The following is a 16,588-nucleotide window of genomic DNA, read 5'->3' as shown; positions in this document are numbered from 1 at the left end:
TCATGCGGGTGTTCCTCCGTGGGATAGGTGGTCGCGCGGTCAGCGCTGGCCGTAGACGTTCTGGTAGCGGTCGAAGAGGGCGTCGACGTGCTGCTGCGGGATCGGCACGGGATCGCCGAGCTGGCGCGAGATGTGCACGGTGCGGGCGACGTCCTCGCACATCACGGCCGCCTTCACAGCGGCGCGGGCGGTGGGGCCGATCGAGAAGACGCCGTGGTTCTGCATGAGCACCGCCGGCGAGCGGCTGCCGCGCAGCGTCTCGACGATGCCGCGGCCGATCGAGTCGTCGCCGATGATCGCGAACGGCCCGATCGGGATCTCCCCGCCGAACTCGTCGGCGCCCATCGTCAGCACGCACGGCACCGGCTCGGCGCGCGAGGCCCACGCAGTGGCGTACGTCGAGTGGGTGTGGACGACGCCGCCGACCTCGGGCATCTCGCGGTAGACGTAGGCCTGCGCCTCGGTGTCGGACGACGGGGCGTGCTCGCCCTCGACGACCTTGCCGTGGAGGTCGCAGACCACCATGTTGTCGGGCGTGAGGTCGTCGTAGGACACCCCGCTCGGCTTGATGACGAGCAGGTCGTGGCCCGGCACCCTCGCGGAGACGTTGCCCGCGGTCCACACGACGAGCTGGTAGCGGGTGAGCTGCTCGTGGAGCGCGCACACCTCCTGGCGCAGCGCGCGGATGGTGTCGGTGACGTCGGCGACGACGGTCATGCGCGGGCCGCCTTGCCTGACGAGCGACGCGCCACGGCGTCGCGCCGGATCGCCTTGAGCCGCCGCATCGTCGTGGTGGCGCGACCGAAGTGGTCGTGCAGCGCGACGTACTGCTCGAAGAGCGGGTCGTACGCCGCCGCCCGGGCCTCGTCGGGCACGTAGACGTGGCGCCGCACCTTGCCCATCTGCTTGGCCGCGGTGGGCACGTCGCCGTAGGCCCCAGCGGCCACAGCGGCGTGGATCGCCGAGCCCAGCGCGGGGCCCTGCTCGGAGTCGATGATCGACAGCGGCAGCCGGGTGACGTCGGCGTAGACCTGCATGAGCAGCGCGTTCTTCGCCAGGCCGCCGGCGACGATGAACTCCTCCACCGGGACCCCGCTGTCGCGGAAGGTCTCGACGATGACGCGGGTCCCGAAGGCGGTGGCCTCGAGCAGCGCACGGTAGACGTCCTCGGCGCGGGTCGCGAGCGTCTGCCCGACGACCAGGCCCGACAGCTCGTGGTCGACGAGCACGGAGCGGTTGCCGGAGTGCCAGTCGAGCGCGACCAGGCCGTGCTCGCCGATCTCCTGCTGGGCGGCCAGGCGCGTGAGGTGCTCGTGCACCGACTCCCCCGCGACGGCTGCCGCCTGGGTGTACGACGCGGGCACCCCGTGCTCGGTGAACCAGCCGAAGATGTCGCCGACCCCGCTCTGCCCGGCCTCGTAGCCCCAGAGCCCGTCGACGATGCCGCCGTCGACGACGCCGCACATGCCCGGCACCTCGCGCAGCACCTCGGCGTTCATCACGTGGCACGTCGAGGTGCCCATGATCGCGACCATCTGGCCCGACCCGACCGCCTGCGCGGCAGGCGCGGTGACGTGGGCGTCGACGTTGCCGACGGCCACGGCGATGCCCTCGGTCAGGCCGGTCCACGCGGCCGCCTCGGCCGTGAGCGTGCCGGCCTTCTCGCCGAGCGCGCCGATGCGGTGCTCGAGCTTGTCGGCCACGAAGTCACCGAAGCCCGGCGCGAGCGCGGTGAGGAACTCCGGGGACGGGTAGGCGCCGTCCTGACGGATGCCCTTGTAGCCCGCGGTGCAGGCGTTGCGGACATAGGTGCCGCACAGCTGCCACACGATCCAGTCGGCCGCCTCGACCCAGTGCTCCATCCGGTCGTAGAGCGCGGGGTCCTCCTCGAAGACCTGCAGGCCCTTGGCGAACTCCCACTCCGAGGAGATCAGCCCGCCGTAGCGCGGCAGCCAGGTCTCGCCGCGGGTGCGGGCGAGGGCGTTGATCCGGTCGGCCTGCGCCTGCGCGGCGTGGTGCTTCCAGAGCTTGACGTAGGCGTGCGGCCGGTCGGCCAGCCCGTCGACCTCGTTGAGGGGCGTGCCGTCGGCGAGCGTCGGCACCATCGTGCACGCGGTGAAGTCGGTGGCGATCCCGATGACCCGCGCGGGGTCGATGCCGGCGGCCTCGACGGCCTGTGGCACGGCGACCCGCAGCACCTCGCGGTAGTCCTCGGGCACCTGCAGCGCCCACTCCGGCGGCAGCGGCACCTCGGTGCCAGCCAGGTCGGCAGGCACGGCCCGCTCGAGCACGGCGTGCGGGTAGGGGTGGACCCCGGTGCCGAGCTCGGCGCCGTCGGAGACGCGTACGACGACGGCGCGCCCGGACAGCGTGCCGTAGTCGACGCCGACGACGTAGTGCTCGTCGGTGTGGGACTGGTCGATCATGGCTTCCTCTCGGTAGCCCCGGCAGCGGGCGCGGCGCTGCTGGCGCGCACCACGAGCTCGGGCTTGATCAGGCGATCGGGGGCGGGCCGGCCCGCGAGGGCGGCGCGCAGGATCTCGATCGCGCGGCGACCGACGGACTCGAAGTCCTGCCGGACGGTGGTCAGGGGCGGGATGAGGTAGGCCGCCTCGGGGATGTCGTCGAAGCCGACGACGCTGACGCCGCGCGGGCCGTCGGGCACGGTGCGACCGGCCTCGCTCAGCGCGCGGAGCAGCCCGAGCGCCATCTGGTCGTTGGCGGCGAACACGGCTGTGACGTCCTCGCGGGCGGCGATCTCGCGACCGACCTCGAAGCCGCTGGCGGCCGACCAGTCGCCGATGAGGTGCTGCGAGGGCCGCAGGCCGGCGGCATACATCGCGTTGCGCCAGCCCTGGAGCCGCGCCCGGCCCTCGGTCCACTCCTGCGGTCCGGCGAGGTGGACGATGTCGGTGTGGCCGAGCTCGATCAGGTGCCGGGTGCCGAGCTCGGCGCCTGCGACCTGGTCGACGCCGACGGTCCAGCGCGCCTTCGACGGGTCGCCCTCGACCACGACGACCGGCACGCCCCACTGCTCCTGGGCGCGCGCGACCTCGAGCGCGTCGTCGGTCGCGTGGATGAGCACGATGCCCTCGACGCCCTGGTTGCGCAGGTGGTCGATCGCGTCGACGAGCTCCTCGCGGGTCATGCTCTGCAGGTTGACCGAGCTCACGAAGTAGCCCGCGTCGCGGCCGGCGGCCTGGATGGTGCGGTGCACCGTCGAGGGACCCCAGTAGCCGCTCTTGGAGCCGATCACGCCGATGGTCGCCGACTTGCGGGTGACCAGCGCGCGGGCGGCGGTGTTGGGGCGGTAGCCGAGCTGGCGGATCGCGTCCTCGACCTTCTCGCGGGTCGCGGGGCGCAGGTTGTCCTGGCCGTTGATGACCCGGGAGACGGTCTGGTGCGAGACGCCGGCGAGGCGCGCGACGTCGGCCATGACCGGCGTACGCCGCACGGCGGGCTCCACCTCCGTCATGCCCGGCGCCTGGTGGCGAAGCGCTGCACGACGACGAAGGCCAGCAGCAGCACGCCGGTGATGATGCGGATCCAGTAGGAGCTCAGGGTGCCGTCGAAGGAGATGAGGGTCTTGATGATGCCGAGCACCAGCACCCCGAGCAGCGAGCCGACGACGTAGCCGCGACCGCCGGTGAGCAGGGTGCCGCCGATGACGACGGCGGCGATGGCGTCGAGCTCCATGCCGATGGCGTGCAGGCTGTTGCCGGAGAGGATGTAGAGGGAGAACAGCAGCCCGGCCAGCGCGGCGCAGAAGCCGCTGATGACGTAGACGCCGACCTTGGTGAAGGCGACGCGCAGGCCCATCAGCATCGCCGAGGCCTCGTTGCCGCCGATGGCGTAGACCGTGCGGCCGAAGCGCGTGCGACCCAGGACGTAGGCCGCCACCGCGACGGTGAGCAGCGCGATGATCGCGGTCCACCGGATGTAGTAGTCACCGATCCAGACCGTCCGGAACGCCAGGTCGGTGAAGGTCGGGTCCTTGATCGAGATGGACTCGACGCTGATCAGGTAGGTGAGGCCGCGGGCCAGGAAGAGCCCGGCCAGCGTCGCGATGAAGGGCTGGATGTCGAAGTAGTGGATCAGCAGGCCCATCAGCAGCCCGAGCAGCGTGCCGGTGGCGAGCACCGCGACGATCGAGAGGTAGGGCGACCAGCCCATGTCGAGCGTCTTGGCGGCGATCATCGTCGACAGCGCGACCACCGAGCCGACCGACAGGTCGATGCCGCCGGTGAGGATCACGAAGGTCATCCCGACGCCGAGCACGATCAGGAAGGCGTTGTCGATGAGCAGCGAGAGCAGGACCTGGGGGTCGGTGAGCCCGTCGTAGCGCATGCCGCCGACCCCGAAGAGTCCGATGAACAGCGCCGCGGTGGCGATGATCGGCAGGTAGCGGTTGGGCGGGCGGAAGGTGCGGACTCGGTCCCAGGTCGAGGCGGAGCTCGAGCCGGTGGGGGCGGTGACGGCGCTCATGCGGGGGAACCTGCCTTCGCGAGGGTCGGGGCAGCCGACCGGCGCACCCGCAGCAGGGCGCGCGCCTTCGGCGACTGGAGGAGGCACACCGCGATCACGACGACCGCCTTGAAGAGGTAGTTGACCTCCGAGGGGATCCCGATGTTGGGGATGGTGCGGGCCAGGGTGGCGATGAAGAGGGCACCGACGAAGGTGCCGGCGAGCGAGAAGCGCCCGCCCATCAGCGACGTGCCGCCGATGACCACGGCGAGGATCGCGTCGAGCTCGATCCACAGACCGAGGCTGTTGGCGTTGACCGAGTTGGTGTTGGCCGCGATCACCAGGCCCGCCAGCCCGGCACAGAGACCCGAGAAGGCGTAGACCGTCCAGATGATCGTGCGGGCCCGCACGCCGGCGAGCCGGCTCGCCTCGGGGTTGATGCCGACCGCCTCGATCAGCATGCCCAGCGCCGTACGCCGCGTCAGCACGGCGGTGAACAGCACCATCGCGACCGCGACCAGGAAGGCGAGCGGGAGCGTCAGCACGAAGCCGGAGGCGAGGTCGCTGAAGAACGGGTTGTTGACCGTGGTGATCTGGCCGTCGGTGATCGCCATCGAGATGCCGCGGCCGGCGACCATGAGGATCAGCGTCGCGATGATCGGCTGGATGCCGAGCACGGAGACGAGCAGTCCGTTCCACGCGCCGAGCACGATGCAGACCACGACGGCGTACGTCATCGCCATCACGGCCGTGCTCAGTGCGGCCTCGTCACCGGCGCCGATGATGCGGGTGCACGCCACCGCTGCGGCGATCGCAGCGATGGCGCCGACGGAGAGGTCGATGCCTCGGGTGGCGATGACCAGCGTCATGCCGAGCGCGACCAGCATCACCGGCGCGCTGTTGCGCATGATGTCGATCAGGTTGCCGTAGAGGTGGCCGTCCTGCATCCGCACGTCGAGGAACGACGGCTTGGCGACGACGTTGACCAGCAGGAGGACGACGAGGGCCATGACTGGCCACAGGAGCGGGTGGCGCAGCACGCGCTGCGCCCGGGTCGCGGTCTCAGGCATCGGTCCGCTCCTCCCCGCGGGCCTCACCCGCGATGATCTCGAGGACGTCGCGGACGCTGACGTCGTCGTTGGTCTGCTCGTGGATCTTGCGGCGGTCGCGCATCACGACCAGCCGGTCGCTGAGGCGCAGCACCTCCTCGAGCTCGGCGGAGATGAAGACCACCGACATGCCCTTCGCCGCGAGCTCGGCGACCTTGGCCTGGATCTGCGCCTTGGCGCCGATGTCGATGCCGCGGGTGGGCTCGTCGAGGATCAGCACCTCCGGATCGGTGATGAGCCAGCGGGCGAGCAGCACCTTCTGCTGGTTGCCGCCCGAGAGGTTGCGCATCAGCGCGGTCGGGTCGGCGGGCCGGATGTCGAGCGCCTCGATGTAGTCCTTCACCAGGCGGGTGCGCGTGGCCTGCGGGATAGGGCGCAGCCAGCCGCGCGAGGCCTGCAGCGCGAGCAGCATGTTGTCGGCGACGGTCAGGTCGCCCACCACGCCCTCGGCCTTGCGGTCCTCGCTGGAGAAGGCGATCTTGCGGTCGATGGCGTGGCGGGGGCTGCGCAGCCTGCGCTTGTGCGAGCGGACCGTGAGGTCGCCGGTGTCTGCGGTGTCGGCGCCGAAGAGCAGCCGGGCCAGCTCGGTGCGGCCCGAGCCGAGGAGGCCGGCGATGCCGACGACCTCGCCCTCGAAGAGCTCGAGGTCGGTGGCCTCCAGGGTGTTCTTGCGACCGAGGCCGACCGCCGTGAGCACCGGGGTGCCGGTCTCGGACTCGGTCCGCGGCGCGGCCCGGTCGAGCTTGTCGAGCGTCTCGAGCTCGCGACCGATCATGAGGCGTACGAGCTCGAGCTGGGAGGTCTCGGCGACCATCCGCTCCTCCACGAGCCGGCCGTTGCGCAGGATGGTCATGCGGTCGGCGATCTCGTAGATCTGGTCGAGGAAGTGCGACACGAAGACGATGGCCACGCCCTCGTCGCGCAGCCGGCGCATGACGGTGAAGAGCTTCTCCACCTCGTCGGCGTCCAGGCTGGAGGTGGGCTCGTCGAGGATGAGGACCTTGGCCTCGACGTCGACGGCGCGGGCGATGGCCACGAGCTGCTGCACCGCGATCGGGTGCTCGTCGAGGACGGTGCGCGGGTCGACGTCGATGCCGAGGTGCAGGAGCGTGCGGCGTGCGCGGCGGTTCATCTCGCGCACGTTGATCGACCCGAAGCGGCGCGGCTCGCGACCGAGGAGCATGTTCTCCGCGACGGTCAGGTTGGGCACCAGGTTGACCTCCTGGTAGACCGTGCTGATGCCGGCGGCCTGGGAGGCCGCGGGCGAGTGGAACTCGTGCTGCTCGCCGTCGATCGTGATGACGCCCGAGTCGATGGTGTAGACCCCGGTGAGCGCCTTGATCAGGGTGGACTTCCCGGCGCCGTTCTCGCCCATGAGGGCGTGCACCTCACCGGGGAAGAGCCGCACCGAGACCTCGTCGAGGGCGCGCACGGTGCCGAACGTGATGGAGATGTCGCGCATCTCGATCACCGGCTGCGCCTCTGCCGCGGCTGTCGTCGCGGTCTCCGGCTGCGTCCGCATCTGGGTCATCTCGTTCCTCTCCGGGGGTGCGGCGCGGCCCGTGCGTCGCACGGGCCGCGCAGCGGTCGTTCGCTCAGTACTGACGGTCCGGGAGGGCCGCCTTGGCGTCCTCCTGGGTGAAGGCGGTCTCGTCGGTGAGGACCCGGGCGGGGACCTCCTCGCCGTCGAGCACCTTCTTGGCGAGGTCCATCAGCTGCGGGCCGAGGAGCGGGTTGCACTCGACGATGTAGTTGATCTTGCCGTCGGCGAGGGCCTGCATGCCGTCCTTGACGGCGTCGATCGTGATGATCTTGATGTCCTTGCCGGGCTCGAGGCCGGCCGCCTCGATGGCCTCGATGGCGCCGAGGCCCATGTCGTCGTTGTGCGCGAAGACGACGTCGATCGAGTCGTCGGACTGCAGGAACGACTCCATGACCTGCTTGCCGCCGTCACGGGTGAAGTCGCCGGTCTGCGAGGCGGTGATCTCGATCGAGTCGTCGGCCTTGATCTTCTCCGCGAAGCCCTCGGCGCGGTCGATGGCCGGAGCGGCACCGGTCGTGCCCTCGAGCTGGACCACGTTGACCGTGCCGTCGCCGTCGACGTCAGCGTCCTTGGCGTTCTCGACCAGCCAGTCGCCGGCCTTCTCGCCCTCGACGACGAAGTCGGAGCCGAGGAAGGTCTTGTAGAGCGACGGGTCGGCGTCGACCGCGCGGTCGGTGAGGATGACCGGGATGTTGGCGGCCTTGGCCTCCTGCAGCACGGCGTCGAAGCCGGTCTCCACCACCGGGCTGAAGGCGATGACGTCGACCTTCTGCTGGATGTAGGAGCGGATCGCCTGGATCTGGTTCTCCTGCTTGCCCTGGGCGTCGGTGAACTTCAGGTCGACGCCCTCGGCCTTGGCCGTGTCCTGGATGGACTTCGTGTTGGCCGTGCGCCACCCGCTCTCGGCGCCGACCTGGGCGAAGCCCATGGTGATCGTGCCGTCGTTGCTGTCGGACCCCGAGTCCGCGCCGGAGCTGCTGCCGCAGCTGCTGAGAGCGAAGGTGCTCAAAGAGATCGCCGCCGCGGCGACCAAGGTCTTCTTCACCACTGTCTTTCCTCCACATCAAAGGGGCTGTCTCGCCCGTGTGACCGGTGTCACGTGGTGATAAGTGTGAGCGCTAACATTCCGGTCGTCAAGTGTTCCGTCGAGAATGTCTCACAACGAATGTGAGCGTTCACCCAGGACCCGCCCAACCATCTCCCCCAGCAGGAGGCACCGGTGGACACCCCGCTCCGCGACCAGCGCACCCGCCGCGCCCTGTCGGCCCACGAGGTCGCGCGTCGCGTCGACGTGCACCCCACGTCGGTCCTGCGGTGGGAGCGTCGCGAGCGCCTCCCCGGGCCCGAGCACCTGCGTGCGCTGGCCGGGGCACTGGCCGTCGACGTGTCGCGGGTCGCCTCCTTCTTCGACGAGGCGCGCACCCCGGCGCCTGCTCCGGCGGGGGTCCGCGGGACCGGGCTGCGGGCCCTGCGACACGAGGCCGGGGTGCCGGTCCGACACATCGCCGCCCACCTCGGCCTCCACGAGTCGACGGTCTACAACTGGGAGGCCGGTCGGGTGCGGATCCCCGACGCGCACCTGCCCGCGCTGGCGCGGCTGCTCGGGACGTCCGAGCCGCGGTTGCGCGAGCGCCTGGCCTCGTCGCCGTCCCTCCCCGTCACCCCGCTTCCACCGCTGCGCCGGCTGAGGCGGCGTACGGGCCTGTCGCAGGAGGCGGTCGCCCGTCGCGTGGGCACCACCCGGCGCCGAGTGGGTGCGTGGGAGCGCGGGGAGGTGCCTCCGCTGTGGGCCGTACGCCGACTCGCGGGCGTCTACGGCGTGCAGGTCTCCCAGCTGGCCGGGCTCGTCGGCCTGGCCGCACCGCGCCTGCTCGACCCGGCCCGGTGGTCCGCCGGCGACCTGCCGGAGGTGCTGGCGACGCTACGCGCGTGGACCGGACTGACGCAGGCCGAGGTGGCGCACCGCTGCGGCCTGCACCGCACCACGGTCCGGGCGTGGGAGAACGGGCGGGCGGTGCCGAGCGCCCGTTCGCGCGAGCGGCTGGAGCGCCTGCTCGGGCTCGGCCCCGGCGCCCTGCTGGTGGCCTACCCCCGCTGAGCGGTGGAGCGCCGCACCACGAGGGTCGGCGCGATGGGGTCGATGACGGCGTCGTCGTCGCCCTGCAGGGCGGCGAGCGCAAGGCTGAGCGCGCGGCGGCCGAGCTCGGCGAAGTCCTGCGACACGGTGGTCAGGGCCGGCCAGTAGAACTCCGCCTCCGGCACGTCGTCGAAGCCCACGACGCTCACGTCGTCGGGCACCCGGCGCCCGCGCTGGTGCAGGGCGTTGAGCAGGCCGAGCGCCATCGGGTCGTTGCCCGCGAAGACGGCCGTCACGTCGGGGTCGTCGGCGATCAACAGGCCTGCGCGGTGCCCGCTCGCGGGGGACCAGTCACCCTCGAGCTCCGGGCCGGGCAGCAGCCCACGGTCCTCGTGCGCCCGGCGCCACCCGGCGCGGCGCTGCTCGGCCTCGATCCAGTCCGCGGGGCCGCCGACGTGTGCCACGTGGCGGTGGCCGAGGTCGAGCAGGTGCCCGACGGCCAGCGCGGCCCCGGCCTCCTGGTCGATGCCGGCCGAGAGCGGCGTGCCGGCCACGACGCCCTGCACCGTCACGACCGGGATGGAGAGCTGGAGCGAGCGCACCATCTCCGCGGCCTCGCGGTGCGCGACCGCGACGACGACCGCCTCGACCGCCTGGTCGAGCAGCCGCTGCACGGCGTTGTCGAGGAGCTCGGAGGAGAACTCGGGCAGCCCGACCAGCGAGACGTCGTAGCCCTCGGCGTAGCCCGCCTCCTGCACCCCGAGCGCGATCATGCTGGGGCCGTGCAGGGCGAGGTGCGCGGTGACCATGCCGATGCGCCGCGAGCGGTTGGTGGCCAGCAGTCGGGCGGCGAAGTTGCGCCGGTAGCCGAGCTCGTCGATGGCGGCGAGCACGCGCAGCCGCGTCTCCTCCTTGACCAGCGAGGCGTCGTTGAGCACCCGCGACACGGTCTGGTGCGAGACGCCCGCGCGCTCGGCGACCTGGGCCATGCTCGGCGAGCGGCCTGCGCCCCGTCGCGATCCGGTCTCCCCCATGTCGCGCATCCTAGGGGCGCAGCGCCGCCGCCTCTGCCGCAATCGCGGTGATGCCCGCCCAGTCGCCGGCCTCGAGGAGGTCGCGCGGCGCGAGCCACGAGCCGCCGACGCAGCCGACGTTGGGCAGCGCCAGGTAGGACGCGGCCGTGGCCGCGGTGATGCCGCCGGTGGGGCAGAAGCGCGCGGCCGGCACCGGAGAGGCGATCGCCTTGAGGTACGCCGCACCACCGGAGGCCTCGGCGGGGAAGAACTTCATCTCCGTGACGCCGGCCTCGAGGACGGTCATCACCTCCGACACGGTCGCGGTGCCGGGGAGGAACGGGACGCCGGAGTCGCCCATGGCGCGCAGCAGGTCGGGCGTGGCGCCGGGCGAGACGAGGAACTGGGCACCGGCGGCGACCGCCTGCTCGGCGTGGGCGGGGGTGAGCACGGTGCCCGCGCCCACGGTGATCTCGGGGACCTCGGCGGCGATGGCCCGCAGCGCGTCCAGCGCCACCGGCGTGCGCAGGGTCAGCTCGATGACCGGCAGGCCGCCGGCCACGAGCGCCCGGGCGAGCGGCACCGCGTGCGCGAGGTCGTCGAGGACGACGACCGGCACGACCGGGGCCAGGGAGAGCAGCGAGCGCGGCCGGGTGGCGGGAAGGACGTCAGACGTGCTGGGCAAGGGGAGCCTCCTCGGAGGGGGCGGGCAGGGGACGGATGACGCTGGCGCCGGTCTCGGCGGTGCCGACGATGGCGCGGAAGCCGGAGAACAGCTCGCGCCCGGTGCCGGCCCACTCGACGTCGTGGGGGGCGCGGCCGGTGGTCTCGCGGCGGTCGAGGTCGGCGTCGCTGAGCGCGACCTCGAGCACGCCGGCCTCGGCGTCGACGGTGAGCAGGTCGCCGTCGCGGACCCGTGCGATCGGTCCGCCCAGCGCCGCCTCGGGGGTGACGTGGATGGCAGCGGCGACCTTGCCGGAGGCGCCCGACATGCGGCCGTCGGTGACGATCGCGACCTGCTGGCCGCGGTCCTGCAGCACGCCGAGCGCGGGCATGAGCTTGTGCAGCTCGGGCATGCCGTTGGCCGCGGGGCCCTGGTAGCGCACGACGGCGACGAGGTCGCGGCCGTCGAGGCGGCCCTCGGCGAAGGCCGCGAGGAAGTCGGCCTGGTCGTCGAAGACCATCGCGGCTGCGGTGACGACGCGGTGCTCGGGTCTTACTGCGGAGGTTTTGACCACCGCGCGGCCGAGCCGGCCCGACAGCATCCGCAGGCCGCCGTCGGGGGCGAACGGGTCGTCGGCACCGCGCAGGACGTCGGTGTCGAGGGAGCGCTTCGGACCCTCCTCCCACGTGACGCCCGCCTTCTCGCCCGAGCCGTCGAGGCGCGCCTCGTGCGTGTGGCGCCACAGGCCGCGGCCCGACACGGTGCGCACGTCGTCGTGGAGGTAGCCGTGCTTGAGCAGCGTGTGCACGAGGAACGGCGTACCGCCGGCGGCGACGAAGTGGTTGATGTCGGCCGAGCCGTTGGGGTAGATCCGGGTCAGCAGCGGCACCGCCGCGGACAGGTCGGACAGGTCGTCCCACGTCAGCGTGATGCCGGCGGCCGAGGCCATCGCCACCAGGTGCATCGTGTGGTTGGTCGACCCGCCGGTGGCGAGCAGCGCGACGCACGCGTTGACGATCGCCTTCTCGTCGACGAGGTGCCCGACCGGGGTGGGCTCGCCCCCCGCCGCGGTGATGGCGACCGCGCGCTCCCCTGCGGCGCGCGTGAGGGCCTCGCGGAGGGGGGTGCCCGGGTTGGCGAAGGTCGCGTCGGGCAGGTGCAGCCCCATGACCTCCATCAGCATCTGGTTGCTGTTGGCGGTGCCGTAGAACGTGCACGTGCCGGCGGAGTGGTAGGACGCCGACTCGGCCTCCAGCAGCTCCTCGCGACCCACCTTGCCCTCGGCGTAGAGCTGGCGCACGCGCGCCTTCTCGCCGTTGGGCAGGCCTGAGGGCATCGGCCCGGCGGGCACGAAGACGGTGGGCAGGTGGCCGAAGGACAGGGCACCGATGAGCAGGCCCGGCACGATCTTGTCGCAGACGCCGAGCATGATCGCAGCGTCGAACATGTCGTGCGAGAGCGCGACCGCGGTCGACATGGCGATCAGGTCGCGGCTGAAGAGCGAGAGCTCCATGCCGGCGCGGCCCTGCGTGATGCCGTCGCACATCGCCGGCACGCCGCCGGCGAACTGGGCGAGGCCGCCGGCGCGGATGATCGACTTCTTCAGCACCTCGGGCACGCCCCGGAAGGGCTGGTGGGCCGAGAGCATGTCGTTGTAGGACGACACGATCGCGACGTTGGGCTTGCGGCCCGACTTCAGGCCCTCCTTGACCGGGCCCTCGGCGGCGGCGAAGCCGTGCGCGAGGTTGGCACAGGCGAGCTTGCCGCGCGCCGGACCGGTGCTGAGGGCGGCGTCGACGCGGGCGAGGTACGCCGCCCGGGTGCCGGCGCTGCGGCGGGTGATGCGGTCGGTGACCTCGGCCACCACGGGGTGGATCTGCGGCTTGCTCGGACGGGTGCTCATTCTGTCTCCTGCCAGGATCGGCCGTCGCGCTCGAGGAGCGTCGTGGCGGCGGCGGGGCCGTTGGTGCCGGCGGGGTAGCGCCGGGGTCGGTGCGTGGGGCGCGACCAGTGGTCGAGGATCGGCGCCACCCACGTCCAGGCGGCCTCCACCTCGTCGCGCCGCATGAAGAGGGTCGGGTTGCCGCGCACGACGTCCATCAGGAGCCGCTCGTAGGCGTCGGGGGAGCGCGCGCCGAAGGCCGCGGCATAGCTGAGGTCGAGGGAGACCGGGTGCAGCCGGATTCCACCGGGGCCCGGCTCCTTGGCGGTCATGTGCAGGCGCATGCCCTCGTCGGGCTGCACCCGGATGTGGAGGCGGTTGGCCTCGGTCGGGCCCTCGCTGTGGGGGAACATCGCGTGCGGCGGCTCCTTGAAGACCACCACGATCTCCGAGACCCGCTCGGGCAGGCGCTTGCCGGTGCGAAGGTAGAACGGCACCCCGGCCCACCGCCAGTTCTGCACCTCGGTGCGCAGCGCGACGAAGGTCTCGGTGCGCGACTCGGCGCCGACCTCGTCGGCGTACGCCCGGGCGGGGCTGCCCTCGCAGAGCCCCGCGCCGTACTGCCCGGCCACGACGTTGCGCTCGACGAGCTCGGGCGTCATGGGGCGCAGGGCCTGAAGCACCTTGAGCTTCTCGTCGCGCACCGTCTCGCGGTCGACATAGGTCGGGGGCTCCATCGCGACCAGGCAGAGCAGCTGCAGCAGGTGGTTCTGCACCATGTCGCGCAGCGCGCCGGAGCGGTCGTAGTAGGACCCGCGCTCGCCGACGCCGATCGTCTCGGCCGCGGTGATCTGCACGTGGTCGACCCAGCGGCTGTTCCACAATGGCTCGAGGAAGGTGTTGGCGAAGCGCGTGACGAGCAGGTTCTGCACGCTCTCCTTGCCGAGGTAGTGGTCGATGCGGAAGATGCTCGACTCGTCGAAGACCCGTCCGACCGCCTCGTTGATGAGTCGCGCGCTCGCGAGGTCGGAGCCGACCGGCTTCTCCAGCACCACCCGCGAGCGCTCGGTCACCAGGCCGACCTCGTCGAGGTGCTCGCAGATCGTGCCGAAGAGCCCGGGCGCGACCGCGAGGTAGAACACGCGGATGACGTCCTCGCTCGCGGCGCCGTCCTTGAGCCGCGCGTGGAGCAGGTGCCACGCGCCGACGTCCTCGATGTCGAGCTCGACGTGGTGGAGGCGTCCGAGCAGCCGCGAGACGACCGTCTCGTCGAGGTCCGGCGCGGTGACGTGCGCGGCGAGCGCCTCGCGGACCATCGCGCGGTAGCCCTCGTCGTCGACGTCGGAGCGGGAGACGCCGATGACGCGGAAGCCGTCGGGGAGCTGGCCGTCGCGGTCGCGGAGGTAGAGGGCGGGCAGGAGCTTGCGCAGAGCGAGGTCACCGGTGCCGCCGAAGACCGTGAAGTCGCACGGCTCGACAGGGGACGGGGGGAAAGCCATGCCCGGGACGGTACGGACCCTTTAGGTCTTCGCGCAACAGAACTTCAGTCTTTTCGAGACTTATTTGCGGAGCCATGCCCTCCCAGGTGCCATGATCAGCGCACCATGTCCCCCTCGACGTCGACCGCTCCCTCCACCCCGCAGGCCACCGGCGCGGGCGACCTGCTCGCCCTCATCCGCTCCGGCCAGGCCACGACGCGCGGCGCGCTGGGTCGCATCACCGGCCTGTCGCGTACGGCGGTGAGCGCGCGACTGGTGCCCCTGGAGCGCGCCGGACTCGTGGTCGACGGCGAGCAGGAGTCGGCCACCGGGGGCCGGCCCGCCAGCACGCTGGTCTTCAACGCCGACGCCGGGCTCGTGCTCGCGATCGCCCTGGGCCGCAGCCGTTCACAGGTGGCGGTGTGCGACCTCGACGGCACCGAGCTCGCGTCGGTGAGCCACGAGCAGGAGGTCGGCGCCGGCCCCGACGACGTGATGCCGGTGGTCGTCGACCACCTGCGCGAGATGCTGGCCTCGCTCGGCCGATCGGCCGACGACGTACGCGGCGTGGGCATCTCGCTCGCCGGGGTCGTCGACCCGCGGTCGGTGCAGAGCGTCGACTCCCCCGCCCTCGTCGGCTGGGACGGCGTGCCGCTCGCCCCGTGGATCGAGCAGGTCACCCGCGCGCCGGTCGTCATCGACACCGACTGCAACGTGATGGCGCTGTCGCAGCTGCGCGTCGCGCCGAGCACGCTCGGCGAGCGCGACGACGCCCTCGTGCTCAAGGCCTCGACCGGGATCGGCGTCGGCCTCGTCGCCGACGGCCGCATCTGGCGCGGCCACCGCGGCGCCGCCGGCCAGCTCGGGCACGTCAAGGTCGCCGCGGCCACCGGCCTGCCGTGCCGCTGCGGCGACGTCGGGTGCCTCGAGACCGTGGCCGGCGGCTGGGCGCTCGTCGAGCGCCTGCGCGCGGACGGCCACGAGGTCCACCACGTGCGCGACCTCGTCGCGCAGGCCGTGCAGGGCGACGGCCCCTCCCGCGCCCTGGTGCGCGAGTCGGGCCGCCACATCGGCGAGGCGCTCGCCTCGCTGGTCATCGTCACCAACCCACGCGTGGTCGTCGTCGGCGGCGACATGGCCGACGCCTTCGACGTCTTCGCCGCCGGGCTGCGCGAGTCGCTCTTCGCGAGCACCACCGCACTGGCCGGGCGCGACCTCCAGGTCGTCCCGGTCAGCCACGGGGACCGCGCCGGGCTCGTCGGGTGCGCCCAGCTCGCGCTCGACCAGGTGCTCTCGCCCGCCGCGGTCGACGCGGCGCTGCGGGGCTGAGCCTCAGGCGTCGGCCACGTCGAGCAGCACCTTGCCGACCGCGCCGCCCTCGACGGCGGCGTGCGCCTCGGCGGTCTGCTCGAGCGGGTGGTGGTGCAGCGGCAGGCCGTGCTCCGCGCCGACGCCGTACGCCCCGGCCGCGACCGCCGCGGTGATGTCCTCGGCCGCCGCGCGCAGCGCCGCCTGCCCGACCGTGTAGAGCAGCACCCACTGGAAGCGCGCGTTGGTGGAGAAGGTCTCCCGCACGCTGAGGGTCACCTCGTCGCCGCCGTTGTTGGCGTAGATCGCGATCGTGCCGCGGGGCTTGATGACGCTGACGTCGAGGCGCAGGTTCTGCGCAGGCGCCACCTCGACCACGATGTCGACGCCGTCGGGCGCGAGGTCGCGGATCGCATCGCGCGGATCGCCGTCGCGGTAGTTCACGACGTGGTGGGCGCCGGCGGCCGTCGCGAGGTCGGCCTTCTCGGGGCTGCTCACCGTGCTGATCACCGTCGCGCCGGCCCAGCGCGCGAGCTGGATCGCGGCGTTGCCGACCGCGCCCGCACCGCCGGCGACCAGGACCGTCATCCCGGCCAGGGCGCCAGGGGCGAGCCGGTCGGGACCGTCCTCGGAGGTGGTCAGGGCGCGGTGGGCGGTGACCGCCGGGACGCCGAGGGAGGCGCCCAGGTCGTACGACGCCGCGTCGGGCAGCACGGTCAGGTGGGCGGTCGGCAGCACGACGAGCTCCTGCGCCGTCCCGCCCGGGCGGGTGTGCTGGGCGAGCATCGTCCAGACCCGGTCGCCGACCGCGAGGTCGGTGACACCGGGCCCGACGGCGTCGACGACACCCGCGCCGTCCTGGCCCGGCACGATCTCGGGGAAGGCGAGCTCGCCCATGCCGCCGGCGCGGAACTTCCAGTCGGTGGGGTTGACCCCGGCGCGGACGATCCGCACGCGCACCTCGCCCGGGCCGGGCTCAGCGGCCTCTCGCTCGACGAGCTCGAGCACGGAGGAGTCGCCGCTCTCGGTGTAGACCACAGCACGCATCAG

General features: G+C 72.4%; 14 protein-coding genes. 2 read left to right on the top strand and 12 right to left on the bottom strand.

Going from position 1 to position 16,588, the window contains the following annotated elements:
• Positions 1 to 39: 39 nt before the first annotated feature.
• From ASG76_RS08305 to ASG76_RS08275, 7 genes are all read right to left on the bottom strand, one after another.
• Positions 40 to 717 (bottom strand): L-ribulose-5-phosphate 4-epimerase, encoded by a 678-nt coding sequence (locus tag ASG76_RS08305; protein WP_056601998.1) that lies wholly within the window; start codon positions 715 to 717, stop codon positions 40 to 42.
• Positions 714 to 2,426, bottom strand: coding sequence for a ribulokinase (gene araB, locus ASG76_RS08300; RefSeq protein WP_056601997.1), 1,713 nt, complete (start codon positions 2,424 to 2,426; stop codon positions 714 to 716). Before araB ends, ASG76_RS08305 begins: the two co-directional genes overlap by 4 nt.
• Positions 2,423 to 3,475 carry a LacI family DNA-binding transcriptional regulator gene (locus ASG76_RS08295; RefSeq protein WP_200948103.1) on the bottom strand — a complete coding sequence of 351 codons (1,053 nt, stop codon included), beginning with the start codon at positions 3,473 to 3,475 and terminating at the stop codon, positions 2,423 to 2,425. The genes araB and ASG76_RS08295 overlap by 4 nt, the downstream gene beginning before the upstream one ends.
• Complete coding sequence (yjfF, locus tag ASG76_RS08290; protein ID WP_056601996.1) at positions 3,472 to 4,485, bottom strand: galactofuranose ABC transporter, permease protein YjfF; 1,014 nt, start codon at positions 4,483 to 4,485, stop codon at positions 3,472 to 3,474. The genes ASG76_RS08295 and yjfF overlap by 4 nt, the downstream gene beginning before the upstream one ends.
• On the bottom strand, positions 4,482 to 5,534 hold the full coding sequence (locus tag ASG76_RS08285) for an ABC transporter permease (protein ID WP_082587347.1): 1,053 nt from the start codon (positions 5,532 to 5,534) through the stop codon (positions 4,482 to 4,484). Before ASG76_RS08285 ends, yjfF begins: the two co-directional genes overlap by 4 nt.
• Positions 5,527 to 7,104 (bottom strand): sugar ABC transporter ATP-binding protein, encoded by a 1,578-nt coding sequence (locus tag ASG76_RS08280; RefSeq protein ID WP_056601995.1) that lies wholly within the window; start codon positions 7,102 to 7,104, stop codon positions 5,527 to 5,529. The genes ASG76_RS08285 and ASG76_RS08280 overlap by 8 nt, the downstream gene beginning before the upstream one ends.
• A gap of 64 nt (positions 7,105 to 7,168) precedes the next feature.
• On the bottom strand, positions 7,169 to 8,161 hold the full coding sequence (locus tag ASG76_RS08275; protein WP_200948102.1) for an ABC transporter substrate-binding protein: 993 nt from the start codon (positions 8,159 to 8,161) through the stop codon (positions 7,169 to 7,171).
• A 174-nt stretch (positions 8,162 to 8,335) separates the two neighbouring features.
• On the opposite strand from ASG76_RS08275, the gene ASG76_RS08270 reads away from it, so the two are divergent.
• Positions 8,336 to 9,214, top strand: a complete 879-nt coding sequence (locus ASG76_RS08270; RefSeq protein WP_056601993.1) for a helix-turn-helix transcriptional regulator — start codon at positions 8,336 to 8,338, stop codon at positions 9,212 to 9,214.
• On the opposite strand, the gene ASG76_RS08265 is transcribed toward ASG76_RS08270, so the two are convergent.
• From ASG76_RS08265 to zwf, 4 genes are read right to left on the bottom strand one after another with little or no spacing between them, the layout of a single operon-like run.
• Positions 9,202 to 10,227 (bottom strand): LacI family DNA-binding transcriptional regulator, encoded by a 1,026-nt coding sequence (locus ASG76_RS08265; RefSeq protein WP_056602294.1) that lies wholly within the window; start codon positions 10,225 to 10,227, stop codon positions 9,202 to 9,204. The two genes, ASG76_RS08270 and ASG76_RS08265, sit on opposite strands and share 13 nt — an antisense overlap.
• Before the next feature lie 10 nt (positions 10,228 to 10,237).
• Entirely contained in the window at positions 10,238 to 10,891 is a 654-nt protein-coding gene (gene eda, locus ASG76_RS08260) for a bifunctional 4-hydroxy-2-oxoglutarate aldolase/2-dehydro-3-deoxy-phosphogluconate aldolase (RefSeq protein WP_056601992.1), read from the bottom strand.
• Positions 10,875 to 12,746: a phosphogluconate dehydratase gene (gene edd / locus ASG76_RS08255; protein WP_414858319.1), complete on the bottom strand. Its 1,872-nt coding sequence runs from the start codon at positions 12,744 to 12,746 to the stop codon at positions 10,875 to 10,877. Before edd ends, eda begins: the two co-directional genes overlap by 17 nt.
• Before the next feature lie 23 nt (positions 12,747 to 12,769).
• Positions 12,770 to 14,251 (bottom strand): glucose-6-phosphate dehydrogenase, encoded by a 1,482-nt coding sequence (zwf, locus tag ASG76_RS08250; protein ID WP_056601990.1) that lies wholly within the window; start codon positions 14,249 to 14,251, stop codon positions 12,770 to 12,772.
• Positions 14,252 to 14,356: 105 nt separating this feature from the next.
• Here zwf and ASG76_RS08245 point away from each other — a divergent pair, with 105 nt between their 5' ends.
• Positions 14,357 to 15,559 (top strand): ROK family transcriptional regulator, encoded by a 1,203-nt coding sequence (locus tag ASG76_RS08245; RefSeq protein ID WP_056601989.1) that lies wholly within the window; start codon positions 14,357 to 14,359, stop codon positions 15,557 to 15,559.
• A gap of 3 nt (positions 15,560 to 15,562) precedes the next feature.
• On the opposite strand, the gene ASG76_RS08240 is transcribed toward ASG76_RS08245, so the two are convergent.
• Positions 15,563 to 16,585: an NADPH:quinone reductase gene (locus ASG76_RS08240; RefSeq protein ID WP_056601988.1), complete on the bottom strand. Its 1,023-nt coding sequence runs from the start codon at positions 16,583 to 16,585 to the stop codon at positions 15,563 to 15,565.
• Positions 16,586 to 16,588: the final 3 nt, after the last annotated feature.

This window comes from Nocardioides sp. Soil774 (assembly GCF_001428125.1).
Classification (GTDB): domain Bacteria; phylum Actinomycetota; class Actinomycetes; order Propionibacteriales; family Nocardioidaceae; genus Nocardioides.
The sequence above is the reverse complement of the archived record's forward strand: the minus strand, read 5'-3'. Positions and strand labels throughout refer to the sequence as shown.